The organism is Micromonospora sp. S4605 (genome assembly GCF_003176715.1).
Taxonomy (GTDB): Bacteria; Actinomycetota; Actinomycetes; order Mycobacteriales; family Micromonosporaceae; genus Micromonospora; species Micromonospora echinaurantiaca.
This window is the reverse complement of the sequence record NZ_QGSW01000131.1, coordinates 15442-40374: the sequence shown is the minus strand read 5'-3', so window position 1 is coordinate 40374 and position 24933 is coordinate 15442. Positions and strand designations below refer to the sequence as shown.

The window sequence follows — 24933 nt, the reverse complement described above, 5'->3', positions numbered from 1 at the left end:
ACCGCCGGCAGGTCGGCCGGATCCCCGGCGCACCGCGCGTCGACCGCCAGCCCGGCCGCCCGGGTGTCCGCGACCAGCCGGTCCAGGTCGGCGAGCGTACGCTGCGGCGGCGGCCCGGCTCACCGACCGGGAGGCCGAGGTGCTCCGGCTGATGGCGACCGGCCGGTCCAATCCGGAGATCGCCGCGCACCTGGTGGTCGGGGTGGAGACGGTGAAGACCCACGTCGGCAACGTGCTGACCAAGCTCGGGGTGCGCGACCGCACCCAGGCGGTGATCGCCGCGTACGAGTCGGGGTTCGTCACGCCCGCCGGCTGACCGGCTCCCCCCGCCGGGGGAGCGGGTTCACCGCCGTACGGGAGGGTTCGCGGGGGCCGCCGGCCGAGGCTGGAATCATGACGACGATCACCGATTCCCGCCACCGAACCGCCTCCCGCTGGCCGGACCGCCTCGCCCCGCTGGCCGCCGGCTGGCTCGGCCTCTGGGGCCTGCTCGCCCTGGTCGCCACCGTCACCGGGGCCGGCTACCCGTTCGGCCCGGACGACCCGGACACCGGCACCAGCCTGCTCCGGCTGGTCCCGGCCGACGTCGGGCCGCCGCTGTTCGCCGCGCTGCTGCTCGGCGGGGCGGTCGCCGCGCTGGCCATGACCGGGCCCACCGCCCGGGCGTCCCGGCCGCTGCGCACGCTGCTCGCCGGCTACGCCTGGGCCGTCGCCGCGCTGCTGGCCGTGGTGGTGCCCGACGCCCAGGTGCTGATCATGCTCGGGTACGCGCCGATGCTGATCCTCGGGGCGCCGTTCGGCTGGCCGCCGGTGGACTACGCGGACATCTTCACCTGGTCGCTGGCCGTCCGGTTCGCCGCCGTCGTCGGCGGGTTGCTGCTGGCCGGCGCGGTGCTCGCCTGGCAGCGGCGGACCGCCGGCGCCTGCGTGGGCTGCGGCCGGGGCGGCGCCGGCCGGGACTGGACCACTCCGACCGCCGCCGCCCGTTGGGGCCGGTGGGCCGCCGGGATCGCCGCCGCGATCCCCTTCGCCTACGCGCTGACCCGGTTCGCCTGGGCGGCCGGCATCCCGCTCGGCATCTCCCGCCAGTTCCTCACCGAGATGCAGGGCAACGGCATGGTCTGGGCCGGGTTCGGGCTGGGCGCGTTCGCCACCGTCGGCGCGGTGCTCACCCTCGGACTGGTCCAGCGCTGGGGCGAGCGGTTCCCCGGCTGGGTGCCCGTGCTGGGCGGTCGCCCGGTGCCGGTGAAGCTGGCCGTGGTGCCGGCCACCCTGGTCGCGGTCGCGGTCACCGCCGCCACCCTGGGCCTGGTCGCCAACCCGGACTTCTGGGCGCTGACCGGCGACGAATTCAGCCTGGCCAGCGCGCCGATGCTGCTCTGGCCGGCGTGGGGGCCGGCGCTCGGCGCGGCCGCCTACGCGTACCACCTGCGCCGCCGGTCCGGCTGCCCGCGCTGCGGGCAGGGCTGAGGGAGGAGCGGGGGTACCCGGCAACGAGCGGGCACCCCCGCCCGGCCCGAGCTAGCGTGGGCGGGTGACTGCGCCCAACCCGGTAATCCCGGCCCCACCGGCCGACCTGCCCGGCACGCTCGGCGCGCTGCGCGCGGCCGGCCACCGCTACCGCACCGTCAAGCAGGAACTCCGCGACAACCTCCTGGCCCGGATGCGGGCCGGCGCCGACCGCTTCCCGGGCATCGTCGGCTACGACGACACCGTGCTGCCCGAGGTCGAGCGGGCCCTGCTCGCCGGGCACGACATGGTGCTGCTCGGCGAGCGTGGCCAGGGCAAGACCCGGCTGATCCGCTCGCTGGTGGGCCTGCTCGACGAGTGGACCCCGGTGATCGCCGGCTCGGCGCTCAACGAGCACCCGCTGCACCCGATCACCCCGGCCTCCTGGGCGCTGGTCGCCGAGGCCGGCGACGACCTGCCGGTCGGCTGGCTGCACCGCTCGATGCGCTACGGCGAGAAGCTGGCCACCCCGGACACCAGCGTCGGCGACCTGATCGGCGACGTGGACCCGGTCCGGCTGGCGCAGGGGCGCAGCCTCGGCGACCCGGAGACCATCCACTTCGGCCTGGTGCCGCGCACCAACCGGGGCATCTTCGCGGTCAACGAACTGCCCGACCTGGCCGAGCGGATCCAGGTGGCGCTGCTCAACGTGCTAGAGGAGCGGGACATCCAGGTCCGTGGCTACCAGCTCCGGCTGCCGCTGGACCTGTTCCTGGTGGCCAGCGCCAACCCGGAGGACTACACCAACCGGGGCCGGATCATCACCCCGCTCAAGGACCGGTTCGGCGCCGAGGTCCGTACCCACTACCCGGTCGACCTGGAGCTGGAGCTGGCCCTGATCCGGCAGGAGGCCGACCTGGTCGCCGAGGTGCCGGAGCACGTGCTGGAGGTGCTCGCCCGGTTCGCCCGGGCGGTGCGCGAGTCGCCGTCGGTGGACCCGCGCTCCGGGGTTTCCGCCCGGTTCGCCATCGCCGCCGCCGAGACGGTCGCCGCGGCCGCGCTGCGCCGCGCCGGCCTGCTGGCCGCCGCCGACACCCCCGATCAGGTACGCCCCGAAGCGCCGGTGGCCCGGGTCGGCGACGCGGTGTCGGTGACCTCGACGCTGCGCGGCAAGGTCGAGTTCGAGAGCGGCGAGGAGGGGCGGGAGGTGGAGATCCTCGGCCACCTGCTGCGGACCGCCACCGCCGAGACGTTCCGGGCCCGGCTGGGCGGGCTGGACCTGTCCGGGTTCACCGGGCTGGTCGCCGAGGGCACCGTGATCGAGACCGGTGAGCTGGTCAGCTCGGCCGAGTTGCTGCGTCAGGTGGGCACCGTGCCGGGGCTGGCCAAGGCGCTGGACCGGCTCGGCATGGGCGACGCGCCCACCCCGGAGGAGGCCGCCGCCGGCGTCGAGTTCGTGCTGGAGGGATTGCACCTGACCCGGCGGCTCGGCAAGGACGTCACCGACTCCGGCCGCACCCGCTACGGCGGCCGGGGCTGACCGTGGCCGGCAACCGGTTCCGGTACGGGCAGTGGCGCGGCGGCCCGGACCCGCTGGCGCCCCCGTACGACGTGCGCGCGGCGGTCGACGCGGTCGGCGCGGAGGTGCTGGCCGGCGGCAGCCTGCGGGAGGCGCTGCGCGACCTGCTGCGCCGGGGCCCGCAGGGCCGGGGCGGCCTGGATGACCTGGCCGCGCGGGCCCGGCGGCTGCGCCGCGAGGCGCTGCGCCGGGGCGACCTGGACGGGGCGGTGACCCGGTCCCGGGCGCTGCTCGACCAGGCGCTCGCCGCCGAGCGGGACGAGCTGCGCGGCCGGGACGACGACGGCGCCCGGTTCGCCGAGGCGGTGCTGGACAACCTGCCCCGCTCCACCGCCCGGGCGGTGGAGGAGCTGGCCGGCTACGACTGGGCCAGCGACGAGGCCCGCCGGTCGTACCAGCAGATCCTCGACGGGCTCCGCGACGACGTGCTGGGCCAGCGGTTCGCCGGGCTGCGCGACGCGGTGCGGGCGTCCGCCGACCCGGCCGCCCAGCAGCGGCTGGCCGAGATGATGCGCGACCTCAACGACCTGCTGGCCCGGCACGCCCGCGCGGAGGACACCACCGACGCGTTCGCCGAGTTCATGCGCCGGCACGGCGAGTTCTTCCCGGAGCAACCGAAGGACGTCGACGAGCTGGTCGACGTGCTGGCCCGGCGGGCGGCGGCCGGTGAGCGGCTGATGCGGTCGCTGTCGGACCGGCAGCGCGAGGAGCTGGCCGGGCTGATGCGGCAGTCGCTCGGCGACCGGCTGGCCGGGGAACTGTCCGCGCTGGACGCCAACCTGCGCGCGCTCCGCCCCGACCTGGCCTGGGGGCGCGGCGAGCGAGTCCGCGGCGATCGACCGCTGGGCTACGGCGAGGCGGCCGGCGCGCTCGGCGAGATCGCCGAGCTGGACGAGCTGCTGGACGCCCTGGACCAGGACTACCCGGGGGCGACCCTGGACGACGTCGACGTCGACGCGGTGGCCCGGACGCTGGGCCGGGACGCGGCCGACGACGTACGCCGGTTGCGGGAGCTGGAGCAGGAGCTGCGCCGGCAGGGCTGGGTGAGCCGGGACGCGGACGGGCTGACCCTGAGCCCGAAGGCGCTGCGCCGGCTCGGCGGCACCGCGCTGCGGCGGGTCTTCGCCGACCTGACCGCCGGGCCGCGGGGCCAGCACGACCTGCGCTCGGCGGGCGCCGCCGGCGAGGTCAGCGGCGGCTCCCGGCCCTGGGAGTACGGCGACGAGCAGCCGCTGGACGTGGTGCGGACGCTGACCCGGGCGGTCCGCCGGGCCCGACCGGGCGTGCCGGTGCAGCTGGCCGTCGAGGACTTCGAGGTGGTGGAGACCGAGCGGCGGGCCTCGGCGGCGGTGGCGCTCTGCGTCGACCTGTCCTACTCGATGATCTCGCAGGGGCGCTGGGGGCCGATGAAGCAGACCGCGCTGGCCCTGGCGCACCTGATGGCGACCCGGTTCCCGCAGGACGCGCTCCAGATCATCGGGTTCGGCCGGCAGGCGCTGCCGCTGAGCCAGCACGAGCTGGCCGCCGTCGAGCCGGACATGGAACAGGGCACCAACCTCCAGCACGCGCTGCGGCTGGCCGGCCGGCACCTGCGCCGGCACCCGGACGCCGAGCCGGTGGTGCTGGTGGTCACCGACGGGGAGCCGACCGCGCACCTGGACCCGGACGACGGGGAGGCGCTGTTCCACTGGCCGCCGCTGCCGGAGACCATCGAGGCGACGATCCGCGAGGTGGACCGGCTCACCCGTTACGGTGCCACGCTCAACCTGTTCATGCTCGGCGAGGACGAGGGACTGCGCCGCTTCGTCGACGCGGTGGCCCGTCGCAGCCGTGGCCGGATGTTCACCCCCGACCTGGACGACCTGGGCGAGTACGTCGTCTCCGACTACCTGCGCGCCCGCCACGGTCGCCGCTGACCCGGGTCGCCCTGGACCGGCCGTTGGGCTGCGTGCCCGGCGGCGGCGACGTCGTGCGCGGGGGCCGGCAGTTGGACGCTGTCGAGCTGCCCCGTCTGTGGGACCGGAGCCGCCGCGGTGGTCAGGGCCGCGACGTCGGGGCGACGCCGTGCAGGAGGGTGTCCAGGATGCGGGTGGCGAGCGCGTCCGGGTCGCCCGCCGGTGCCGGGGTGCCGTGCATGGTCTCGTTGATCAGGGCGAGGTAGACCTGACGCGTCCAGGTGAGGTCGGCGTCCGGGCGGATCAGGCCCTCCTGCTGCGCCCGCCGCAGCACCAGGTCGCAGCCGGCGAAGACCTCCTGCTGGCTCCGGACGGTCGCGGGGTCGTCGGTGGGCTGGTCCAGCGCGAACCGCCAGCGGGACTTGATCTCCAGGATGGTGGCGGTCGCCTGGTGCAGGGCGACCAGCGGGGGCGCGGTGGCTGGCCGGGCCGCGGCGACGGCGGCGCCGATCTGCTCCCAGGCGGCCCGGGTCATGCTGGTGATCAGGGCCTCCCGGCTGGCGAACCGCCGGTGCACGGTGGTGCGGGCGACCCCGGCCGCCTCGGCGATCTGCTCGATGGTGGCGGCCGGGTTTGCGGCCAGCACCCGCTCCGCCGCCTCGGTGATGGTGCGGATGCTCCGCTCGGCGTCGGCCCGCAGCCGTCGCTGACCCTCGACCACGTCGTCTCCCTCCTACCCGCCAAACAATACGCCAGGTATCCGTTCTCCCGATAACTGCGACACGCTGTTGCAGATACTGCCTCTAACCGCTACGGTGAGACGCATGACTGATGTTGCTCTCATCACCGGCGCGTCCTCCGGGATCGGTGCCGAGTTCGCCCGGCAGCTCGCCGCCCGCGGGCACGACCTGGCCCTGGTCGCCCGGTCGGTCGACCGGATGGAGGCACTGGCCGCGACGCTGCGGCAGGCGCACGGCGTACGGGTCGAGGTGATCGGGCAGGACCTCGCCGCGCCCGACGCCACCGAGCGGGTGACGGCTGAACTTCGGGCCCGCGACCTGGCGGTGGACCTGCTGGTCAACAACGCCGGCTTCGGCACCTGCGGCCGGTTCGAGGAGATCCCCGGCGCCCGCGACCACAACCAGCTCATGGTCAACGTGGTGGCGCTGACGGACCTGACCCACGCGCTGGTGCCACCCATGCTGGCCCGGGGCCGGGGCGCGGTGCTCAACGTCGCCTCGACCGCCGCCTTCCAGCCCGCGGCGTACTTCGCCGTCTACAGCGCGGCCAAGGCGTTCGTGCTCAACTTCAGCCTCGCCCTGTGGAGCGAGTACCGCGACCGCGGCATCCGGGTGCTGGCGCTGTGCCCCGGCCCGGTCGAGACCGAGTTCTTCGCCACCATCGGCACCCGCAAGGCCGCCATCGGCGGGCGGGTGGAGACGCCGCAGCGGGTGGTGGCCAGGGCGCTGCGGGCGTTGGAGCGCAACCAGGGGTACGTCGTGCCGGGTCGGAGCAACTTCGCCTTCGCGCACCTGCAGCCGCGCCGCCCGCGCAAACTCCTCGCCCTGATCAGCCGCACGGTCACCCGGGGGGTGCTGGCGGCCTGACCGACGCACCGAGTCCGGCCCGCCGCCGCCCCGATCGGATTAGCCTGGGCGGATGGAGGTCGACAGGCTCCGGCGGGCGTACGCGGACCTGCTCGCGGAGGTCGACGCGGGCGGGTTCGGGCCGCCGCCGCAGGGGCAGCTCAGCGCCGAGCAGATCGTCGCCCACCTGGCCGCCAACGACGAGCTGATGGTCGAGGCGACCGAGGCGGTGCTGGCCGGCGCGCCGTTCGCCTACTACGACCTGGAGACGATCCACCGCCCGCAGGTCGACGCGCTGGTCGCCGAGTGCGGCGGGCTGGACGCCCTGGCCACCCTGCTGCGCGCCACCAGCCAGAAGCTCTGCGCGCTCATCGAGCGGCTCGGCCCGGCCGCCCAGACCCCCGTCGACACCCATCTGCGCGAGGGCTACGACCTCAACGTGGACGAGCCGCTGCCCTGGGGTCGCACCCTCGACCTGCACACCCGGGTGCACCTGCCCAAGCACCTAGCACAACTGCGCATGCTCCGCGCCGGCTGACGCGAGGCGGTGCCCCGGGCGGGGGTGGTGGCGGCGACGCTGAGTCGTCCGGCCGCCGGGGTGGGGTGACGGCCGGCTCTTCAGGCCGGTAGGGCGGCGGTCAGGCCGGCTCGGGTTGGCGGCGGAAGGCGCGACGGTACGCCGACGGCGCCACCCCGATCCGCAGGTGCAACTGCTGGCGCAGGGCCGCGGCGGTGCCGAAGCCGCAGCGGCGGGCCACCTGGTCGACGGTGAGGTCGGTGGTCTCCAGCAGCAGCCGGGCGTGGTCGGTGCGCTGCTGGAGCAGCCACTGGGCCGGGCTGAGGCCGGTCTCCGAGCGGAAGCGACGGGTGAAGGTGCGCACGCTCATCCGGGCCTGCTCGGCCAGGTCGCGCAGGGTCACCGGCTCGTGCAGCCGCTGCCGGGCCCACTCCCGGGCGGCGGCGGTGCTGGCGTCGGCGCCCCGGGGCACCGGCCGCTCGATGTACTGGGCCTGGCCGCCGTCCCGCCACGGGGGCACCACGCAGCGCCGGGCCGCCCGGTTGGCCACCTCGCTGCCGTGGTCGGTGCGGATCACGTGCAGGCACAGGTCGAGCCCGGCGGCCACCCCGGCCGAGGTGAGCAGCCGGTCGTCGTGGATGAAGAGCACGTCCGGGTCGAGGTCCACCGCCGGGTGCAGCCGGCGGAACCGCTCGGCGTACCCCCAGTGGGTGGTGGCCCGCCGGCCGTCCAGTAGGCCGGCGGCGGCCAGCACGAAGGCGCCCGTGCAGATCGACATGACCCGGGCGCCCCGCCGGTACGCCGCGCGCAGCGCCTCGGCCACCTCCGCGTCGAGGGTGCCGTCGGTCAACGGTGTCCCGCCGTGGATCCCCGGGACGACCACCGTGTCGGCGGTGGCGAGCAGTTCCAGCCCGTGGTCGGGCAGCACCTGGTAGCCGCCGCTGCTGCGGATCGGCCGGGCACCCGGGCTGCAGACCTCGACGGTGTAGAGCGGCGTCAGGTCGGCGTCGCGGGCGGTGCCGAAGACCTGGGCGGGGGTGCCGAGGTCGAGGCCGACGACGTGGTCGAGGGCGAGCACCGCGATCCGGTGCCGGCGAAGGGTCATGGCCCGATTATTGCGCATGATGGCTTTCCGGCCACTCGTCGTGCCGGGCGCGGATCCCGAGACTCGACATGTGACCCGATCCCGTCGCCTGCATCCGGCCTGGACCGTCGCCGCTGTCGCCTTTGTCGCGCTTGTCGGCGCGGCCGGCTTCCGCGCCGCCCCGTCGGTGCTGCTGCACCCGCTGCACGCCGAGTTCCGCTGGCCGCTGGCCACCATCTCCGCCGCGGTCTCGGTCAACCTGCTGCTCTATGGCCTCACCGCGCCGTTCGCCGCCGCCCTGATGGACCGGTTCGGTATCCGGCGGGTGGTCGCCAGCGCGCTGCTGCTGGTCGCGGCGGGCAGCGGGCTGACCGTCTTCATGACCGCGAGCTGGCAGCTCATCCTCTGCTGGGGCGTGCTGGTCGGGTTGGGTACCGGGTCGATGGCGCTGGCCTTCGTGGCGACCGTCACCGGACGCTGGTTCGTCCACCGCCGAGGGCTGGTCACCGGGGTGCTCACCGCCGGCGGCGCGACCGGCCAACTCGTCTTCCTCCCGCTGGTCGCCGTGCTCGTCGACAGGTACGGGTGGCGGTCGGCGGCGCTCGTCGTCGCCGGGGCGGCGCTGGCGGTCGTACCGCTGGTGGTGTGGCTGCTGCGCGAGCACCCGGCGGACCTGGGGCTGCCGGCCTACGGCGCGACCGAGGTCACGCCCCCGCCGCCGGTGGCCGGCGGGGCCGCCGCGCGGGCCCTCGGCGCGCTGGCCCAGGCCGCCCGGACCCGGCCGTTCTGGCTGCTGGCCGGCGGCTTCGCGATCTGCGGCGCGACCACGAACGGGCTGGTCGGCACCCACTTCGTGCCGGCCGCGCACGACCACGGCATGCCGCAGACCACGGCGGCCGGGCTGCTGGCGCTGGTCGGGCTCTTCGACATCGTCGGCACCATCGCCTCCGGCTGGCTGACCGACCGGGTGGACAGCCGGCTGCTGCTCGGCGCCTACTACGCGCTGCGCGGCGCGTCGCTGCTGGTGCTGCCCGGGCTCTTCGCGGCCACCGCCGAACCGAGCATGCTGGTGTTCATCGTCTTCTACGGGCTCGACTGGGTGGCCACGGTGCCGCCGACGGTGGCGCTGTGCCGGGAGTACTTCGGGGCCTCCGCGGCGGTCGTCTTCGGCTGGGTGTTCGCCGCGCACCAGGTGGGTGCCGCGCTCGCCGCGACCGGCGCCGGGCTGGTCCGCGACCAGCTCGGTGACTACGCGCCGGCCTGGTACGCCGCCGGGGCGCTGTCGATCGGCGCGGCCGGGCTGTCGCTGCTGCTGCGGCGCCGCCGGGGCGTCCCCGTCGAGCCGCCGGCCGTGCCCGCCGCGGTGCCCGTCCGACGGGCGTGGAGCTACCGGGGCTGACCGGTCAGGCCACTGTCCACTGCTGCTCGACCGCGCCGGTGCAGGCGGCCTGTTCGACGTCGTCGCCGACCTCGGTGCCGCCGTCGTCCACCTGCCCGCACCGGCCGCTGTGCACGGCGACCAGCAGCACCGGGCCGGTGCCGGTCGGGGTCAGCCGCCACTGCTGGTTGGCCTGGCCGTGGCAGGGGAACTGGAGCAGCTTCGTGCCGTCGTCGGTGCTGGCGCCCTCGACGTCGAGGCACTGCCCGGTGGCGGCGTTGGTCAGCGTCACCACGTCCGGGCCGGCCGGGTTGACCACCCACTGCTGCTCCGGCCCGCCCGTGCAGACGGCGAGCTGGGCCGGTGCCCGCTCGCCGGTGCCGTCCAGGCCGAGGCAGAGCCCGGAGGCCGCAGCCCGGAACACCCGCGGGCCGGCCGCCGGCGCCGCCGGGGTGGTGGGGGCGGCCGTCGGCGCGGCCGGGCTGCTGGCCGCCGGCTCGCTCGCCGCCGGGGTGCTCTCCGGCGCCGTCGACGGCGTGCCGGCCGACGCCGGCACCACCGGCTCGCTGTCGCCGCCGCCGAGCACGCCGGTGGCGAAGAAGACCCCGAGCAGGACGCCGGCCAGCCCGACGCCGGCCGCCGTCCGCATCAGCGGGTCCTGGGGCAACCGCGGGCGCGACGCGCGCCGGCCGCCGTAGACCGTGCCGGCCGGGTCGTTGCGCTCTTCGGTCATACCGGCATCCTGACCCACCCCGGCCGCCGGCGGCCAGCCGGCCCCCGCCCGGGTGACCCCGGGCGTTCAGTCGACGACCCGGACGTCCTTCCAGAAGGCCACCCGGTCGCGGACCATCTCCGCCTCGGGCTTCGGGTCCGGGTAGTACCAGACCGCGTCGGCGCTGGTCCGGCCGTCGTGTTCCAGGGTGTAGTAGGACGCGGTGCCCTTCCACGGGCAGAAGGTGTGGGTCGGCGAATCGCGGACCAGGTCGTCGCGCAGCGCGGCCCGGGGAAAGTAGTGGTTGCCCTCCACCAGCACGGTGTCGTCGCTCTCGGCCACGACCAGGTCGTTCCAGACGGCTTTCGGCATGGCTCCCACGCTATGCCGGCCGGCCGGCGGCGGCCAGTGCGCGAGAACCCGGCGGCCGGTGGCCGCGAATGCCGGCGGCCGTGCCCGCGATCGGCGGCCGGTGGCCGGCCCGCGGCGACCGGCGGACCGGCTTCAGCGGGGCGGTTCGGGGTCGGTGACGTCGGCGACCGTGGCCGCCAGCAGGTCGAGGGCCCGGTCCGCGTCCACCGCCACGGCCACCCCGTGCTCGCCCGCGCCGAGGGTGATCTGCCGGCCGCGCAGCCGCTCGTCCGCGACCACCGGCCAGGCGGTGCTGGCGCCGAACGGGGTGATGGTGCCCCGCTCGTAGCCGGTCACCGCCTTCGCCGTCGCCGCGTCGGGCAGCGAGAGCCGGTTGACCCCGAGCAGCGCGCGCAGCTTCGGCCAGGAGATCACCCGGTCGCCGGGGGTGAGCACGAAGAGGTGGTCGTCCGGGCCGCGCCGGACGACGATGGTCTTCACCACGTCAGGTACGGCCACCCCGCGCGCCTGCGCCGCCTCGGCCAGGCTGCGTACCGGCCCGTGCCGGATCACGCGGTAGGGCAGGCCGGTGGCGTCCAGGGCGGCGTACGCGGGAGAGGGCACGCCGGCCACGTTAACCCGCCCGGTCCTTCCGTGATGCGAAAAGGCCACCGTGGACATCCCACGCAGACGACGCCTCGGAGCGTAAAGTGATCTCATGTGCGCGGTCCGTGTGGATCATCATCCGGTCGACCACGAGAGTGCGGTGGCCCAGCTGCGGCGCTCCTACGATGCGGTGCCCGCCGGTGAGCCGGTCCGGCTCGCCAAGCGCACCTCCAACTTGTTCCGACCGCGATCCGCGCCCCGCGTCCCGGGCCTGGACGTCAGCGGCCTGACCGGGGTGCTGGCCGTCGATCCGGCCGCCCGCACCGCCGACGTGCAGGGCATGTGCACGTACGAGGACCTGGTCGACGCGACCCTGCCGCACGGGCTGATGCCGCTGGTGGTGCCGCAACTGCGCACCATCACCCTCGGCGGCGCGGTGACCGGGCTGGGCATCGAGTCCACCTCGTTCCGCAACGGCCTGCCGCACGAGTCCGTGCTCGAACTGGACGTGCTCACCGGCGCCGGCGAGATCGTCACCGCCCGGCCCGAGGGCGAGCACGCGGGCCTGTTCGCCGCATTCCCCAACTCGCTGGGCAGCCTCGGCTACGCCACCCGGCTGCGCATCGAACTGCAGCCGGTCCGCCGGCAGGTGGCGCTGCGCAACGTGCGGTTCACCCGGCTGGAGGAGCTGGTCGACGCGATCAGCGAGGTGAGCGCCACCCGTTCCTTCGGCGGCGTCGAGGTGGACGCGATGGACGGGGTGATGTTCAGCCCGGGCGAGGCGTACCTGGTGCTGGGCACGTTCACCGACGACGTGGCCGAGGCCAGCGACTACACCGGCCAGGACATCTACTACCGGTCGCTGCGCCGGCGCACCCGGGACGCGCTGACCGCGTACGACTATCTGTGGCGCTGGGACACCGACTGGTTCTGGTGCTCCGCGGCCTTCGGGGTGCAGCACCCGGTGGTCCGCCGGATCTGGCCGGCGCGGTGGCGGCGCAGCGACGTCTACCACCGGCTGGTCCGGCTGGAACACCGGCACGGGGTGGCCGCGCGGATCGACCGGCTGCGCGGCCTGCCGGCGCGGGAGCGGGTGGTGCAGGACGTGGAGATCCCGCTGGACCGGACGGCGGAGTTCCTGCGCTGGTTCGCCCGCGCGGTCGGGATGAGCCCGGTCTGGCTCTGCCCGCTGCGGCTGCGCGAGCCCACCGGCCCCGGATCGGCCCGGGCCTGGCCGTTGTATCCGCTACGGCCGGGGCAGGACTACGTCAACATCGGATTCTGGGGGAGCGTGCCGATCGCGGAGGGCGCCGCCGACGGCGACGTCAACCGGTCGATCGAGCGCGAGGTGTCGGAGCTGGGCGGGCACAAGTCGCTCTACTCCGACGCGTACTACGACCGGGCGTCCTTCGACCGGCTCTACGGGGGCGAGACCTGGCGCGCGGTGAAGGACCGTTACGACCCGGATCACCGGCTGACCGGACTGTACGAGAAGGCGGTTGCACGACAATGAGCCTGACCGATCGAGACCAGGGAGCGGCGAGCACTCCCGCCACCCCGCCGGCGGGGGGCCGGCTGAGGGGCCTGACCGTGGCCGACGTGATCCGCGCGGTCACCACCGGCCCGCCGCCGGTGCGGATCACCGCGTACGACGGCAGCGCGTTCGGCCCGACCGACGCCGGGATCACCCTGGCCATCAACTCCGAGCGGGGGCTGTCCTACCTGCTCACCGCCCCGGGCGACCTGGGCATGGCGCGCGCCTACGTCAGCGGCGACCTGGCGCTGGAGGGGGTGCACCCGGGCGACCCGTACGAGGCGCTGCGGGTGCTCAAGGACGAGCTGCGCCTGCGGGTGCCGCCGCTGGCCGAGGGGCTGAGCCTGGTCCGCCGGCTGGGCTGGGAGCGGCTGCTGCCGCCACCCCCGCCGCCGCAGGAGGCCCAGCCCCGGTGGAAGCGGGTGGTGAACGGGCTGCGGCACTCCCGTACCCGGGACAGCAACGCGATCTCCCACCACTACGACGTGTCGAACGCCTTCTACGAGAAGGTGCTCGGCCCGTCGATGACGTACACCTGCGCGCTGTTCCGCAGCCCGGACGACACCCTGGAGCAGGCCCAGGCGGCCAAGTACGACCTGGTCGCCGGCAAGCTGGCGCTCAAGCCGGGGATGCGGCTGCTCGACGTGGGGTGCGGCTGGGGCGGCATGGTCCGGCACGCGGCCCGCGAGTACGGCGTGAAGGCGCTCGGCGTGACGCTGTCCCGGGCGCAGGCGCAGTGGGCCCAGGCGGCGATCGAGCGGGAGGGGCTGACCGAGCTGGCCGAGGTGCGCCACCTCGACTACCGGGACGTGCCACCGCAGCAGTTCGACGCCGTCTCCTCGATCGGGTTGACCGAGCACATCGGGGTGCGCAACTACCCGGCCTACTTCAGCTTCCTGCGGGACCGGCTGCGCCCGGACGGGCGCCTGCTCAACCACTGCATCACCCGCGCGGACAACCACGCTCCGCACCGCTCGGGCGCGTTCATCGACCGGTACGTCTTCCCGGACGGGGAGCTGGCCGGCCCGGGCCGGCTGATCAGCGAGCTGCACGACGTGGGGCTGGAGGTGCACCACGAGGAGAACCTGCGGCAGCACTACGCGCTGACGCTGGCCGGCTGGTGCCGCAACCTGGTGGCGCAGTGGGACTTCTGCGTCGGCGAGGTGGGGCCGGGCACGGCCCGGGTCTGGGGGCTCTACATGGCCGGCTCCCGCCTGGCGTTCGAGCGCAACGGCATCCAGCTGCACCAGGTGCTGGCCACCCGCAACGGGCCGGAGGGCGCCAACAGCTACCCGCTGCGCCCGGACTGGCTGCCCTGAGTACCACCCGCTGACGAGGAGGCCGCGCGATCGCGCGGCCTCCTCGTTTCGGGTTCCGAGTCAACCTCTGGCCGGCGCCCGTCGTCCTTGCTGGGGACGGAAGGAGAGCCGGTGGGGCGGAAGAGACGCTTTGACGGGTTGGACGTCCTCGTCGCCGAACGTGGCAGCGCACTGCTCGCGACGGCCGTGCTGTTGACCGGTAGCCGGGTCGCCGGTGAGGACCTGGTGCAGGCGGCGCTGGAGCGGCTGATGCGCAACTGGGGTCGGGTGCACGGCGACAAGGAGGGCTACCTGCGGCGCACGCTGTACCACCTCGCGGTCGACCGGTGGCGGCTGCGCAGGCGGCGGCCGGAGGTGCTGGCCGAGATCGAGCCGCCCAGCCAGGGGGACGGCACCGACGCGCTGCACGTCCGGCAGGCCCTCACCCAGGCGCTGGCCCTGTTGCCGCCGCGGCAGCGGGCCGTGCTGGTCCTCCGCTACTGGGAGCAGTGCAGCGAAGCGGAGACCGCCGAGGTGCTGGGCTGCTCGGTCGGCACGGTCAAGTCCTCCGCCTCACGGGGACTGGCCCGGCTGCGCGAGCTCACGGCCGGCTGGGCGCTCGAGGAGGCACGGGTATGAAGGAGAGCGGGAGATGAACACGAATCTTGAGGAGCGGCTGGCCGCCGGGATGCGGGAGCGGGTCGCCGGGCTGGAACTGACCGGCGACGTGCTGGCGGCGGCCACCCGACGCCACCGGCGCCGGACGGCGCTGGTCCGCGGCGCGTACGCCGCCGGCGTCGTCGGGGTGGTCGGGGCGCTGGTCGCGGTCGCGGCCGTCGGCACCGGTGTTCCCGAGCGACCGGGAGTCGCGCCCGGGAACGTGGCCGAGCGGCCGCCGGGAGCGGGTGCCGAGTCGCCCCAGCTGCGGCTCGCCGCCGCCGCCGAGGCCAGCGAGAACATCAGTTACCGGGTGAAGGTCACGACCACCTCGAAGGACAGGGCGCCGGCGGACGGCGAGCTGCCCGAGCCGGTGAGCGAGAGCTGGGTCACCACGGGAGCCTTCGATCCGACGACGGCCACCGGCTACCTGGAATCGCCGTACACCGGTCTGCGTCCGGCGATCGCGGCGGGCTTCGAGCACGAGCGGCTGATCGACGGCGTCCGGTACATCGGCGCCCCGAACGGCAGCGTGGGCAGCAACGGCGAGATCGTCTGGAGCCGGGAACCGGGCAGGCATGACCGCCTCAACTTCGACCTGGCGCTGGACGGCGGTCTGGGTGCCTCGGCGGATCCGCGGGACCTGTTCCGCGCGTTGCGGCAATCCGGGGCCAAGGTCACGGAGACCGCCGGTGGCGGCTACCACTTCGAGGTCACGGTCACCGATCGCCGCAACGCGATCGTCGCCGACAGCTTCGTCGGTGACGTGACCCTCGGCGCGGACAACCGGATCGCGACGGTGGCCTACGACCGTACGGCGCGGGCGAACCTCAGGGGTGCCAACTTCACGTACCACCTCCACGTGGTCATCGAGCTGTCCGACTACGGCCTGCCCGTGCGGGTCGAGAAGCCGGCGGGCGCCCTGGTGCGATCCAAGTAGCAGCCTCGCCGCCACGAAAGGCCGCGCGAATCGCGCGGCCTTTCGTTGAATCCATTGACAAACAAGTTTTGTACGTACAAACTGATTTTGCCATGAGAGAAGTCCTGTACCTGGAGCAGATCGAGCAGGCCGAGGCCCTGCTCAAGCCGCAGCGCGTCGAAGTGCTGCGGCAGTTGGCCGAGCCCCGCACCTGCACCGAGGTGGCCGCCCGGCTGGAGCAGACGCCGCAGCGCGTCTACTACCACGTCAAGCAGCTGGTGGCGGCCGGCCTGGTCGAGCGGGTCAACGAGCGCAAGGTCCGCGGCATCACCGAGGGCATCTACCAGGCGGCTGCCCGGTCGTACTGGCTCTCGCCCCGCCTGGTCGGCCGGATCGGGCTGCGCCGGGCGCGGGACGAGCTGAGCCTGGGCTACCTGCTCGACCTGATGGAGGAGGTCCAGGCCGACATCGCCGGGCTGGACCGCGCCGCGCCCGAGCTGCCCTCGGTCGGGGTGTCCGGCGAGATCCGCGTGCCGGCGGCGCAACGACAGCAGTTCCTGCACGACCTGCAGACCGCCCTGCAGGACCTTTTCACCCGCTACGGGGGCGCCGAGGGGGACGCCTTCAAGCTCGCCGTGGCCTGCTACCCGAAGGGGAAAGACCGTGAGTGAACCGATGAAGCTGCACGCCCGCCTGGCCGCGCCGATCGACGCCGTCCGCCGCGCCCTGACCGACCCGGCCGAGCTGCGCGTCTGGCTGGCCGAGCACGCCGAGGTCGACCTCCCGGCCCGGTACGAGTTCTGGGGCCGGTTCACCCCCGAGGGGGACGCCCCGCATCAGCGGCTGCTGCACGTCGACGACGACACGCTCCGCTTCGCCTGGCTGCTCGACGGGGTGGAGACGACCACCGAGTTCGCGCTGCGCGCCGAGGGCGCGGAAGCGACCGTCCTGACGCTGACGCAGAGCCACTTCGACGTCAACGAGATGATGAGCGGCAGCAGCATCCGGGGCGTGCTGCAGACGTTCTGGAGTCTCGCCATCGCCAATCTGGCCGCTCACCTGGAGGGCGCGCCGCTGGTGCCCAAGGTCGACTTCACCTCCGCGGAGCTGCGCGGCGAGCTGCTCATCGACGCCCCGATGGCCAGGGTGTACGAGTCGCTGACCGACTCCGAGCAGGCCAGCGCCTGGTTCGGTTACCCGATCGGCATCGAGCCCTGGGTCGGCGGCCGCTACGCGATGGGCGGCTTCGACGCCGGCTACGCGGCCAAGGTCATCGACCTGGAGCCCGGCCGGAAGATGTCCGTGGACTGGGGTCCGACCGGCGTGGTCACCTGGGAGCTGGCCGAGTCGGCCGGGAAGACCAGGCTGACCTTCGTGCAGAGTGGCTTCGACGAGACGAACCCGCCGTACGCGGCCTGGGCCGGGTCGGTGTCGGGGCTGGCCGAGCTGCGCCGCTTCCACGAGGTGGCGGACTGGCAGCCGATCTGGCTGCCGGCGGAGATCCCCAGCCTGGAGCCCCAGCCGGCGGACGCCGCCGGCTGAGCCGGCCCGCCGCCAGGCTTCGCCGCCCTGGCTCGCCATTCGTACCAAGATGCCCGACCGCCGGACCGGCGGTCGGGCATCTTGGTGTTGCGGGCGCCCAACCACCCCCTGGTCGCCGCAGACTTCCCGCGCTGCGGCATAGCGCTCGAAGACCGCTGACGGTCGGATCAGTGAAGATGACTCCTGTTTCCCCCGAACATGGGACAATTTCACCATAGGGTGCCAATCGATCCCGAGTGCCGGAGGCCCCGACGCCACGTCTCTCCGGCGCGCGGTGCCTTCGCGTACCCGCGCCCCGTGGCGGACGCGCATCTCTGCGCCGTCGGTCGCGGGCTGGGATCCCCGTCTAGGAGGAAACAGCAATGATCATGCGACGTACTCGACTGTGGACAGTGGCGGTGGCGGCCAGCGCGACCGTCGCCGCCACCGCCCTGGGTACCGCGGCCATGGGCGACGGCCGGGACGACTCCGGCGACAAGCGCGAGTCGCACGACCAGCGGGACTCCCGCGACTCGTGGGACTGGAGTGACTCGCGCGGCAAGGAGGTGGTCCGGGCGAAGCTCAGCGGCTACGAGGAGGACCCGAAGCCCATCTCCACGCCCGGCTTCGGCCGGTTCGTGGCGCACATCGACGAACGCAACAAGGAGATCAAGTACCAGCTGACGTACGACGAGCTGAACGACGTCGAGCAGGCACACATCCACTTCGGGGGCCGGCACCAGAGCGGCGGGATCGCCGCCTTCCTGTGCTCGAACCTGAAGGACGGCAAGAGTGGGGTGCCGAAGCACGTCCCGGACTGCCCCAAGTCCCCGGCCAAGGTCGAGGGGACCATCAAGCGCGACGACGTCGTCGGCCCCGCCGACCAGGGCATCGAGCCCGGCGAGTTCGACGAGCTGGTCGACGCGATCGAGGCCGGTGTCACGTACGTCAACGTGCACACCAAGAAGTACCCGAACGGTGAGATCCGGGGCCAGATCAAGAGCGACGAGGACCGGAAGGACGAGGACCGGAAGAAGGACCACGAGTCCTGGGGCTGGGACGAGCGCGACGAGGACCGGGACTGGGACAGCAAGGACTCGGACTGGAGCCGGGACGAGCGTGACGAGGACCGGGACCACGGCAAGGGCGACGAGTCGGGCCGGGACGAGCGCGACAAGGACCGGGACCACGGCAAGGGCGACGAGTCGGGCCGGGACAAGGGCGACGAGTCCGGTCGGGACAAGGGTGACAAGGAGCGCGACCACGACAAGGGTGGCGACCACTGGGACGGGTGGATGAGCTCCGAGGGGTGACCTGCCCCTGACCCTGTCGAGGAACGACAGGCTGAACGCCCGACCCGCACGACGGGACGGGCGTTCAGGCCGTGCGGGAACGGTGCGGCGTGAGCGTCTGATCCCTGGCAGGCCACCGACGGCCCGATTCGCCTGCCGAGCGACAGACGATCAAGGGTTGACGAGGCGGTGGGTGGGTAGTGGCGGGGGATGTTCTTCATCTTCGGGCTGCGTACCAAGGTCACCCGATCGGGCGTCGTGCAGCAGGTCTGCCGCAACTGTGGGAACCATGCCGCGCAGGTGATCACCCGCCGGTCGACGAAGTTCACCCTGTTCTTCATCCCGCTCATCCCGATCCGCACCCGCTACCTGCAGCAGTGCACGTACTGCGGCGCCCAGTACGAGGTCGCCAAGGCCGACGCCCGACGACTCCCGGTCGGCTGAGCGTCGGCGGTGGTCCACTTCCTCTGCTGGCTGATCGGCCGGCGACCCGACACCCCGGCGTCCGGGCACCCCGTCTCCCGGCCGCCCTGCACCCCCGACCGGCGCCGGCGTCCCCGCCGCGACCGCCGCCCGCTGGCCGGCACCGCGCTGCCCCGGTCCCCCTGGAACCGTTCGGCCCGTCGCTGACCGGCCCGGTGTGATCTTCGACCCGGAGCGGATCCCGCCCCCGACCTCGGCAACTAGGCTGGGACGGCCGTCCGAACGGGGGAACCGTGCGCAACCATCCGGCCGTCGTGCTGGTCGCCGTCCTGTTGTCCACCCTTTCGTTGCCGGTGTCGCTGACCGGCGCCTCGGTCGCCCTGCCGGACATCGGCCGTGAACTCGACGCCGGGCTGGCCGGCGTGCAGTGGGTGGTCAACGGCTACAACGCCACCTTCGCCAGCTTCATGCTCGCCAGCGGCGCGCTCGCCGACCTGCTGGGCCGGCGGCGGGTCTTTGCCACCGGCGTCGCGATCTTCGCCGGCGCGGGGCTGCTCGCCGCGGTCGCCGACGACATCGTGCTGCTCGACGCCGTCCGCGCGCTCGCCGGTGTCGGCGCGGCGGCCGCCGCCACCAGCGCCTCGGCGATCCTCGCCGGCACCTTCCACGGCCGCGCCCGGGCCCGCGCGTTCAGCGTCTTCGGTACGGCGATCGGCGCCGGCCTGGCGTTCGGCCCGTCCATCGCTGGGCTGCTCGTCGACGCGTTCGGCTGGCGGTCGGTCTTCGCCGCGCCCGCGCTGGCGGGTCTGGTGGTGCTGGCCCTGGTGCCGTTGCTGCCCGAGTCCCGCCGGCCCGAGGGCGGCCGGATCGACTGGCCGGGCACCGTGTCGTTCACCGCCGCGCTGCTGCTGCTCATCTTCGGCTTCGTGCAGGGCCCGGAACACGGCTGGGACGACCCGGTCATCGTTGCCGCGTTCGCCGCCGCGCTGGCGCTGCTGGTGGTGTTCGTCCGGGTCGAGCGGGCTCGCGCCGAGCCGATGTTCGACCTGGCGCTGCTGGCCAGCCCCCGGTTCCTGGGCATCTGCCTGGCGGCGGCCACCATCGTCGCCGTGCTGGTGCCGCTGCTGGTCTACCTGCCGTCCTACCTGACCACGGTGGTCGGGCTCAGCCCGGCCGGGGCCGGCGCGACGCTGATCCTGCTGACCGCGCCGACGCTGGTCCTGCCGCTGCTCACCGGGGCGCTGACCCGGCTGGTGCCGGCCCCGGCGGTGATCGTCGCGTCGGTCGCGGTGGTGGCCGTCGGCGCGGCCTGGGCCACCGTGCTCGGCCCGGACAGCGGTCCGCGCGTGCTGGCCGGGCCGCTGCTCACCATCGGCGTCGGGGTGGGGCTCTCCATCGGGTTGCTCGACGCGCTGGCCATCGGCAGCGTGGCGGCGGACCGGGCGGCGACCGGCGCCGGGATGATCAACACCGCCCGGCTGGCGAGCGAGACGGTCGCCATCGCGGTGGTCGGGGCGGTGGTCGCCAGCACCACCGCCGGCCGGCTCGCCGACCCGGGGTTCACCGGCGGGCTGCGCGCCGTGCTCTGGTCGATGGCCGGGGTGGCGCTGGTGGCCGCAGGGTTCGTCGCCGCCCTGGTGCGGCGCGGCGTACCGGCGCCGGTGCCGGTCAGCGCGGGCCGCCGCTGAACCCGTCGCGGCGCGCGTGGCGGGCAGCCGGTCCGGGCCTATCCTGGGCGGATCATGACGAGCAGCGAGCAGCGACTGGCCGCCATCCGCGGCCCGGTGCCGCCCCGGCGGCACAACGCCCGCACCATCGCCGCGCTGACCGGCAACCCGGGCTGCACCCGGCGGGCGGTCCTCGACGGCGCCGGGGTGGACAAGCCGAAGCTGGCCGAGCGGAGCGGCTTTCCGGCCCGGTTCGGGCAGTCCCGGTTCGCCATCACCCGGGGCAACGCGTTCGAGGCGCAGGTCAAGGCGGACGGCGGCGCGGAGCTGCTGCGACTGGTGGCGGAGCGGCTCGGCGTGCCGCCCGGCGAGCGGGCCGACTGGACCGACCTCGGCACGGACGACCTGCCGGACCGGCACCGGCGCTCGCGGGAGGTGCTCACCGCCGCCGTACCGGCCGGGCCGGACGAGCCGGCGGCGCTCTTCGACCACCCGCTGCTCGGCCTGGACGTCGCCGGCCGGCGGGTGCACCTGGAGCCGGACCTGGTCGCGGCCCGGCTCGCCGGCCGGTTCCACGTCGTGGAGATCAAGTCGTTTCCGGTGATCGACGGGCAGGCCGACCCGGGCAAGGTGGCCGCCGCGGCGATCCAGTCGGCCGTCTACGTGCTGGCGCTGCGCGAGCTGCTCGCCGCCGAGGGGCACGACCCGGAGCTGGTGTCGCACGACGTGGTGCTGGTCTGCCCGCGCGACTTCGCCAACCAGCCGGTGGCGAGCCTGCTCGACGTGCGCAAGCAGCTGCTGGTGCTGCGCCGCCAGCTGGACCGGATGGCCCGGATCGACACGCTGCTGACGGCCGTGCCGGAGGAGTTCACCGCCGACCTGACCGCCGACCCGGCGACGCTGACCGCCGCGCTGTCCACGGTGGAGGCCCGCTACGCGCCGGACTGCCTGGCCGCCTGCGAGCTGGCGTACTTCTGCCGGCACGAGGCCCGGGCGCAGACCGCGGCGCTGGGCCGACCGGTGCGCGAGGCGCTCGGCGGCGTGCCGACGGTGCCCGAGGCGCTGGCGCTCGCCACCGGCGAGCGGACCCCGGAGCCGGAGCAGGCGGAGGCCGCCAGGCTGCTGCGCGCCGCCGCCCGGTTGCGCGCCGAGGCCCTCGGGCTGCCCGCATGAGTACGCTGCGCGCGCTGGCGAAGGCGCAGGCGCTCGCCGCCGGGGTGGCGCAGCCGGTGGCCACCGTACGGCACCTGCACCTGTCGCCCCGGCCGCTGGTGCTGGTGCCGCTGGCGATGGCCGGCGAGGCGAACGCCCCGCTGGCGATGCTGGTCGGCGCGGCGCCGGACGAGGCGCGGCTGCTGATCGTGCCCCAGCCCCGCAACCGCGACCAGCGCTTCGCGTTCGCCGCCGAGCTGGCGGCGGTGCTGCTGCCGTACCTAGACGGGCACCGGGGAGCCACCGAGGCGGTCGCGGTGGATCGGGGCCGGGATGTCCGCCACCGGTACGTCGACGCGCCGCAGCTGCTGGTGCCGAATCCGGCGGGGATCACCTTCCTGCGGCTGCTCGGCCGGTCCACCCGGTTCCGCCGGACGGACGGCGATCATCCGGTGCACCCGTCGGTGCCGCTGCTGGGCCGCTGGCTGACGTTCTTCGCCGAGCGGGCCGAGCATCCGGGCTCCTCGGCGCTGGTGGCGATGACCGACGCGCTGACCCTGCACTGGGCGACCGGGCAGAGCGCGGTGGAGGACCTGCACCTGCCGGCGCTGCTCGGCTGGATCGACCCGCCGCCCGGGCTCACCGGCGCCGAGGCGGCGGCCCGGGCCGAGGACCCGGCGCGCTGCCCGCCGGCCGGGCCGGCCACCGATCCCGAGTTCGACAACCGGCTGCTCGCCCCGGCGATCGCCGGCTACGCCGCCGCCGAGGCGGACCCGGTGGCCCGCGCGGCGGCGTACGCGGAGCTGGAACGGCTGCTGCGCGACCAGCTCGCGCCCACCTGGGAGCTGATGTGGCGCGGCGTGGGGTTGCTGCGCGCGCTGCCGCCGGGCGCCCGGGTCGAGGGCCGGTGGGCCGGCGACCGGGACGCGTTCACCGGCTACACGGAGCACCTCGACGCGGGCGGCGGGCCGCAGCCACGGCGTGACGGGGCGGTGGCGGCGGCGGCCCGGTTGCACCGCCTGGAACGGGCGCTGACCTCCTACGCGGTGCAGCGCGCCTACGACGACCCGCTGGTGATGGCCGAGCACCGGCTGGCCGGTGAGGCGTTCGTCGGCGAGGTGACGCTGGCCGACCCGAAGCGGGTGGACGACAGCGGCAAGCGGCCGGTGCTGCGGCCCCGGATCCAGCTGGTCACCACCGAGCCGGTGCTGGTGCCGGTCGGGGCGGTGCTGTACTCGCCGGCCCGGCCGGCGCAGAAGGCCCGGGTGGTGTTCGTGACCCCGGCCGCGGACGGCAAGACCGAGGTGGTGCTGGAACTCTCCGGCGGGATGGGGCGCGGGTTGACCGCGCCGCCGGGTAGTGTGCCGGAGGTGGGGGAGCGGCTCTGCTACACGACGCTCTCCGACGCGTACCTGCCGGCGGGCGCCTTCCCGGCCGCCGAGGAGACACCGTGGACGCACGGCGGCCCGCCCGCCGGCCCGGCCACCGCCACGGCCGACGGCGACCCGGTGGAGGAGTGGGCCTGATCCGCCGTGGTCGGTGCCGGCTGAGCGGTCTGACAGGGCGGGTCCGAGGCCGCCGGGCCGGCCGCCCGGCCTCCGGCGCCGGGGTCAGCCGACCAGTTCGGCGGGCGAGGCCAGGCGGGACAGCGCGGCCCGGTGCGCCACGTCGAGCGCCTGCGCGGCCGGCGTCTCGACGTCCGGGTGGACGCCCGTGCCCTCCCAGTTCGTGCCACTGATCGGGTGCACCGGCCGGGCCACCGGCACGGTCACCTCCAGGTGGGCGTGCGCGCGGAAGCCGATCCGGGGGTGCGCGCCGCCGCCGGTGCGCTCGCCGACCACGACGGCCCGCCCCAGCTGCTGGAGGTTGTAGGCCAGCTCCTCACCCCCGGAAAACGTCCGGCCGCTGGTGAGGACGTAGGTCGGCTTGTCCGCCGGGTACCCGGGGACGGGCAGCCAGGCGGCGCTCCAGGACTGCCGGACCGGCTCGCCGGCGCGGTCGTACATGGTGTGCAGCAGGGTCGGCTCGGCGAGCAGCCAGCCGCACACCAGCGCCACCATGTCGGGGCTGCCGCCGACGTTCTCGCGCAGGTCGAGCAGCAGGGCGTCGGTGCCGGAGAGCAGCCGCAGCGCCGCGCTCATCTGGTCGCCGGCGAGCTGCGGCGGGAACAGGTACGGCCGGATCTCCAGCACGCCGACGTTGCCGTCCAGGCGGAGCACCCGGCCGACACCGCCCATGGTGCTGGCGGCCAGTCGGACCATCCGGTCGTCGTCCGGGTGGTCGTCGCGGTCGGCCAGCGGCTCGTCGTGGTACTTGAGCCGCAGGTGCAGGTCCCCGTTGAGCGACTGGAGGTCGGTGGTGACCAGCTCGCCGAGCGTCCTGGGGTCCGCGGCGGCGGCGTACCGGCCGGCGGCCAGGTGATCGGTGAGCAGGGTGGCGAGCCGCGCGGCGACCTCGGGGAAGACGTAGTGCTCGTCGACGAGGGCCGCGGTCCGCTCGACGATCTCGCTGATCTCGGCCTGGCGCATGGCGGTCTCCTGCCTGTCGGATGGCACCGGTCCGGTGCCGGAACCGGTGCAGAGCAGTAGAGCAGGCGGATTGACAAAGCGTCAAGAGAAATAGACACTTTCTCGCATGGCCGATCCGCTGCCCGACCGCCCGCTCGACGAGTTGCTCGAGGTCACCACCGCCGCGCAGTTCAAGGCGCTCGGGCATCCGCTCCGCCAGCGCCTGCTCTTCGCGCTCGGCCAGCGACCGGCCACCATCAGCCAGCTCGCCACCACGCTCGGCGCGGCCAAGGGCAACGTGGCCCACCACCTGAAGGTGCTCCGCGAGGCCGGCATGGTGCGGGTCGTGCACACGCGGCCGGTCCGCGGCGGCACCGAGCAGTACTACCAGCGGTCCGCCCGGCGGCTCAGCGTCGCGCCCGGCCACCACGCCGCCACCGCCGCGATGCTCGGCGCGATCGCCGACGAGATCGCCGCCGCGCCCGGCGAGCCGCTGCTGCAACTGCGGCACCTGCGGCTTACCGACGCCCAGGCCGAGCGGCTGCGTGCCGCACTGCTCGCCCTGGTCGAGGACGCCGAGGACGCGGGCGACGACGAGCCGCGCCACGGCGTGCTCGTCAGCCTCTACCGGCAGAGCGCCCCGCCACCGTCCTGACCGGACCACCAGACCGGTGCCGGATCATCGGCCGGGTGCCGGATCACCGGCCGGGTGCCGGGCGGGCGACCGGCCGGGTGCCGGACCACGGGACACCGGCCCGGCGGCTGCCGGTGGCACGGTGTCGAGGAAGCGGCCCGGCGGCGTCCGG

The 24933-nt window shown here is 74.6% G+C and carries 25 protein-coding genes; 19 read left to right on the top strand and 6 right to left on the bottom strand.

Annotated elements, in window-relative coordinates:
* The 4 genes from DLJ47_RS37860 to DLJ47_RS08790 form a co-directional block, all read left to right on the top strand.
* Positions 1-316: response regulator transcription factor (locus DLJ47_RS37860; RefSeq protein ID WP_446723544.1), on the top strand; the 316-nt coding region annotated here is incomplete at its 5' end.
* A gap of 77 nt (positions 317-393) precedes the next feature.
* On the top strand, positions 394-1470 hold the full coding sequence (locus tag DLJ47_RS08800) for a hypothetical protein (RefSeq protein ID WP_109899565.1): 1077 nt from the start codon (positions 394-396) through the stop codon (positions 1468-1470).
* Positions 1471-1534: 64 nt separating this feature from the next.
* Positions 1535-2989 (top strand): magnesium chelatase, encoded by a 1455-nt coding sequence (locus DLJ47_RS08795; RefSeq protein WP_109899564.1) that lies wholly within the window; start codon positions 1535-1537, stop codon positions 2987-2989.
* A 2-nt stretch (positions 2990-2991) separates the two neighbouring features.
* The gene (locus DLJ47_RS08790; protein ID WP_109899563.1) at positions 2992-4944 is read left to right on the top strand and encodes a VWA domain-containing protein; all 1953 of its coding nucleotides are present in this window, start codon (positions 2992-2994) and stop codon (positions 4942-4944) included.
* Positions 4945-5065: 121 nt separating this feature from the next.
* Here DLJ47_RS08790 and DLJ47_RS08785 read toward each other — a convergent pair whose 3' ends face one another.
* Positions 5066-5644 carry a TetR/AcrR family transcriptional regulator gene (locus DLJ47_RS08785; protein ID WP_109899562.1) on the bottom strand — a complete coding sequence of 193 codons (579 nt, stop codon included), beginning with the start codon at positions 5642-5644 and terminating at the stop codon, positions 5066-5068.
* A 103-nt stretch (positions 5645-5747) separates the two neighbouring features.
* On the opposite strand from DLJ47_RS08785, the gene DLJ47_RS08780 reads away from it, so the two are divergent.
* Both DLJ47_RS08780 and DLJ47_RS08775 read left to right on the top strand, forming a co-directional pair.
* On the top strand, positions 5748-6530 hold the full coding sequence (locus tag DLJ47_RS08780; RefSeq protein WP_109899561.1) for an SDR family NAD(P)-dependent oxidoreductase: 783 nt from the start codon (positions 5748-5750) through the stop codon (positions 6528-6530).
* A 52-nt stretch (positions 6531-6582) separates the two neighbouring features.
* Positions 6583-7047: a hypothetical protein gene (locus DLJ47_RS08775; RefSeq protein ID WP_109899560.1), complete on the top strand. Its 465-nt coding sequence runs from the start codon at positions 6583-6585 to the stop codon at positions 7045-7047.
* A 100-nt stretch (positions 7048-7147) separates the two neighbouring features.
* Here DLJ47_RS08775 and DLJ47_RS08770 read toward each other — a convergent pair whose 3' ends face one another.
* A complete protein-coding gene (locus tag DLJ47_RS08770) occupies positions 7148-8149 on the bottom strand; it encodes a GlxA family transcriptional regulator (RefSeq protein ID WP_109899559.1) in 1002 nt (333 codons plus the stop codon).
* Positions 8150-8201: 52 nt separating this feature from the next.
* On the opposite strand from DLJ47_RS08770, the gene DLJ47_RS08765 reads away from it, so the two are divergent.
* Positions 8202-9509 carry an MFS transporter gene (locus DLJ47_RS08765; RefSeq protein ID WP_109899558.1) on the top strand — a complete coding sequence of 436 codons (1308 nt, stop codon included), beginning with the start codon at positions 8202-8204 and terminating at the stop codon, positions 9507-9509.
* 4 nt (positions 9510-9513) lie between these two features.
* Here the strand turns inward: DLJ47_RS08765 and DLJ47_RS08760 are convergent, their stop codons facing one another.
* From DLJ47_RS08760 to DLJ47_RS08750, 3 genes are all read right to left on the bottom strand, one after another.
* Positions 9514-10221 carry an RICIN domain-containing protein gene (locus DLJ47_RS08760; RefSeq protein ID WP_109899557.1) on the bottom strand — a complete coding sequence of 236 codons (708 nt, stop codon included), beginning with the start codon at positions 10219-10221 and terminating at the stop codon, positions 9514-9516.
* 66 nt (positions 10222-10287) lie between these two features.
* A complete protein-coding gene (locus DLJ47_RS08755; RefSeq protein WP_109899556.1) occupies positions 10288-10572 on the bottom strand; it encodes a DUF427 domain-containing protein in 285 nt (94 codons plus the stop codon).
* 132 nt (positions 10573-10704) lie between these two features.
* Positions 10705-11232 (bottom strand): aminoacyl-tRNA deacylase, encoded by a 528-nt coding sequence (locus DLJ47_RS08750; protein ID WP_109899555.1) that lies wholly within the window; start codon positions 11230-11232, stop codon positions 10705-10707.
* Between the two features lie 37 nt (positions 11233-11269).
* Here DLJ47_RS08750 and DLJ47_RS08745 point away from each other — a divergent pair, with 37 nt between their 5' ends.
* From DLJ47_RS08745 to DLJ47_RS08695, 11 genes are all read left to right on the top strand, one after another.
* Positions 11270-12670, top strand: coding sequence for an FAD-binding oxidoreductase (locus tag DLJ47_RS08745; RefSeq protein ID WP_109899554.1), 1401 nt, complete (start codon positions 11270-11272; stop codon positions 12668-12670).
* Complete coding sequence (locus tag DLJ47_RS08740; RefSeq protein ID WP_109899553.1) at positions 12667-14010, top strand: class I SAM-dependent methyltransferase; 1344 nt, start codon at positions 12667-12669, stop codon at positions 14008-14010. The genes DLJ47_RS08745 and DLJ47_RS08740 overlap by 4 nt, the downstream gene beginning before the upstream one ends.
* A gap of 111 nt (positions 14011-14121) precedes the next feature.
* On the top strand, positions 14122-14628 hold the full coding sequence (locus DLJ47_RS08735; protein WP_233257732.1) for a SigE family RNA polymerase sigma factor: 507 nt from the start codon (positions 14122-14124) through the stop codon (positions 14626-14628).
* Positions 14629-14641: 13 nt separating this feature from the next.
* Positions 14642-15586, top strand: a complete 945-nt coding sequence (locus DLJ47_RS08730) for a hypothetical protein (RefSeq protein WP_109899551.1) — start codon at positions 14642-14644, stop codon at positions 15584-15586.
* Positions 15587-15678: 92 nt separating this feature from the next.
* Positions 15679-16236 (top strand): winged helix-turn-helix domain-containing protein, encoded by a 558-nt coding sequence (locus DLJ47_RS08725; protein WP_109899550.1) that lies wholly within the window; start codon positions 15679-15681, stop codon positions 16234-16236.
* Entirely contained in the window at positions 16229-17107 is an 879-nt protein-coding gene (locus DLJ47_RS08720) for an SRPBCC family protein (RefSeq protein WP_109899549.1), read from the top strand. The genes DLJ47_RS08725 and DLJ47_RS08720 overlap by 8 nt, the downstream gene beginning before the upstream one ends.
* 362 nt (positions 17108-17469) lie before the next feature.
* Complete coding sequence (locus DLJ47_RS08715; protein ID WP_109899548.1) at positions 17470-18399, top strand: CHRD domain-containing protein; 930 nt, start codon at positions 17470-17472, stop codon at positions 18397-18399.
* Between the two features lie 189 nt (positions 18400-18588).
* A complete protein-coding gene (locus DLJ47_RS08710) occupies positions 18589-18822 on the top strand; it encodes a zinc-ribbon domain-containing protein (protein ID WP_109899547.1) in 234 nt (77 codons plus the stop codon).
* 272 nt (positions 18823-19094) lie between these two features.
* On the top strand, positions 19095-20489 hold the full coding sequence (locus tag DLJ47_RS08705) for an MFS transporter (protein WP_109899546.1): 1395 nt from the start codon (positions 19095-19097) through the stop codon (positions 20487-20489).
* 54 nt (positions 20490-20543) lie between these two features.
* Complete coding sequence (locus DLJ47_RS08700; protein ID WP_109899545.1) at positions 20544-21641, top strand: hypothetical protein; 1098 nt, start codon at positions 20544-20546, stop codon at positions 21639-21641.
* Positions 21638-23146 carry a hypothetical protein gene (locus tag DLJ47_RS08695; RefSeq protein ID WP_109899544.1) on the top strand — a complete coding sequence of 503 codons (1509 nt, stop codon included), beginning with the start codon at positions 21638-21640 and terminating at the stop codon, positions 23144-23146. Before DLJ47_RS08700 ends, DLJ47_RS08695 begins: the two co-directional genes overlap by 4 nt.
* A gap of 84 nt (positions 23147-23230) precedes the next feature.
* On the opposite strand, the gene DLJ47_RS08690 is transcribed toward DLJ47_RS08695, so the two are convergent.
* On the bottom strand, positions 23231-24148 hold the full coding sequence (locus DLJ47_RS08690; RefSeq protein WP_109899543.1) for a S41 family peptidase: 918 nt from the start codon (positions 24146-24148) through the stop codon (positions 23231-23233).
* A gap of 106 nt (positions 24149-24254) precedes the next feature.
* Here DLJ47_RS08690 and DLJ47_RS08685 point away from each other — a divergent pair, with 106 nt between their 5' ends.
* Entirely contained in the window at positions 24255-24782 is a 528-nt protein-coding gene (locus tag DLJ47_RS08685) for an ArsR/SmtB family transcription factor (RefSeq protein ID WP_109899542.1), read from the top strand.
* Positions 24783-24933: the final 151 nt, after the last annotated feature.

Bases quoted from the DNA above. Each gene is read 5' to 3' on its own strand.
- DLJ47_RS08780 (WP_109899561.1), top strand. From the start codon at position 5,748: ATGACTGATGTTGCTCTCATCACCGGCGCGTCCTCCGGGATCGGTGCC.
- DLJ47_RS08745 (WP_109899554.1), top strand. From the start codon at position 11,270: ATGTGCGCGGTCCGTGTGGATCATCATCCGGTCGACCACGAGAGTGCG.
- DLJ47_RS08755 (WP_109899556.1), bottom strand. From the start codon at position 10,572: ATGCCGAAAGCCGTCTGGAACGACCTGGTCGTGGCCGAGAGCGACGAC.
- DLJ47_RS08730 (WP_109899551.1), top strand. From the start codon at position 14,642: ATGAACACGAATCTTGAGGAGCGGCTGGCCGCCGGGATGCGGGAGCGG.
- DLJ47_RS08685 (WP_109899542.1), top strand. From the start codon at position 24,255: ATGGCCGATCCGCTGCCCGACCGCCCGCTCGACGAGTTGCTCGAGGTC.
- DLJ47_RS08750 (WP_109899555.1), bottom strand. From the start codon at position 11,232: ATGTCCACGGTGGCCTTTTCGCATCACGGAAGGACCGGGCGGGTTAAC.
- DLJ47_RS08775 (WP_109899560.1), top strand. From the start codon at position 6,583: ATGGAGGTCGACAGGCTCCGGCGGGCGTACGCGGACCTGCTCGCGGAG.
- DLJ47_RS08760 (WP_109899557.1), bottom strand. From the start codon at position 10,221: ATGACCGAAGAGCGCAACGACCCGGCCGGCACGGTCTACGGCGGCCGG.
- DLJ47_RS08710 (WP_109899547.1), top strand. From the start codon at position 18,589: ATGTTCTTCATCTTCGGGCTGCGTACCAAGGTCACCCGATCGGGCGTC.
- DLJ47_RS08725 (WP_109899550.1), top strand. From the start codon at position 15,679: ATGAGAGAAGTCCTGTACCTGGAGCAGATCGAGCAGGCCGAGGCCCTG.
- DLJ47_RS08695 (WP_109899544.1), top strand. From the start codon at position 21,638: ATGAGTACGCTGCGCGCGCTGGCGAAGGCGCAGGCGCTCGCCGCCGGG.
- DLJ47_RS08690 (WP_109899543.1), bottom strand. From the start codon at position 24,148: ATGCGCCAGGCCGAGATCAGCGAGATCGTCGAGCGGACCGCGGCCCTC.
- DLJ47_RS08740 (WP_109899553.1), top strand. From the start codon at position 12,667: ATGAGCCTGACCGATCGAGACCAGGGAGCGGCGAGCACTCCCGCCACC.
- DLJ47_RS08700 (WP_109899545.1), top strand. From the start codon at position 20,544: ATGACGAGCAGCGAGCAGCGACTGGCCGCCATCCGCGGCCCGGTGCCG.
- DLJ47_RS08715 (WP_109899548.1), top strand. From the start codon at position 17,470: ATGATCATGCGACGTACTCGACTGTGGACAGTGGCGGTGGCGGCCAGC.
- DLJ47_RS08770 (WP_109899559.1), bottom strand. From the start codon at position 8,149: ATGCGCAATAATCGGGCCATGACCCTTCGCCGGCACCGGATCGCGGTG.
- DLJ47_RS08800 (WP_109899565.1), top strand. From the start codon at position 394: ATGACGACGATCACCGATTCCCGCCACCGAACCGCCTCCCGCTGGCCG.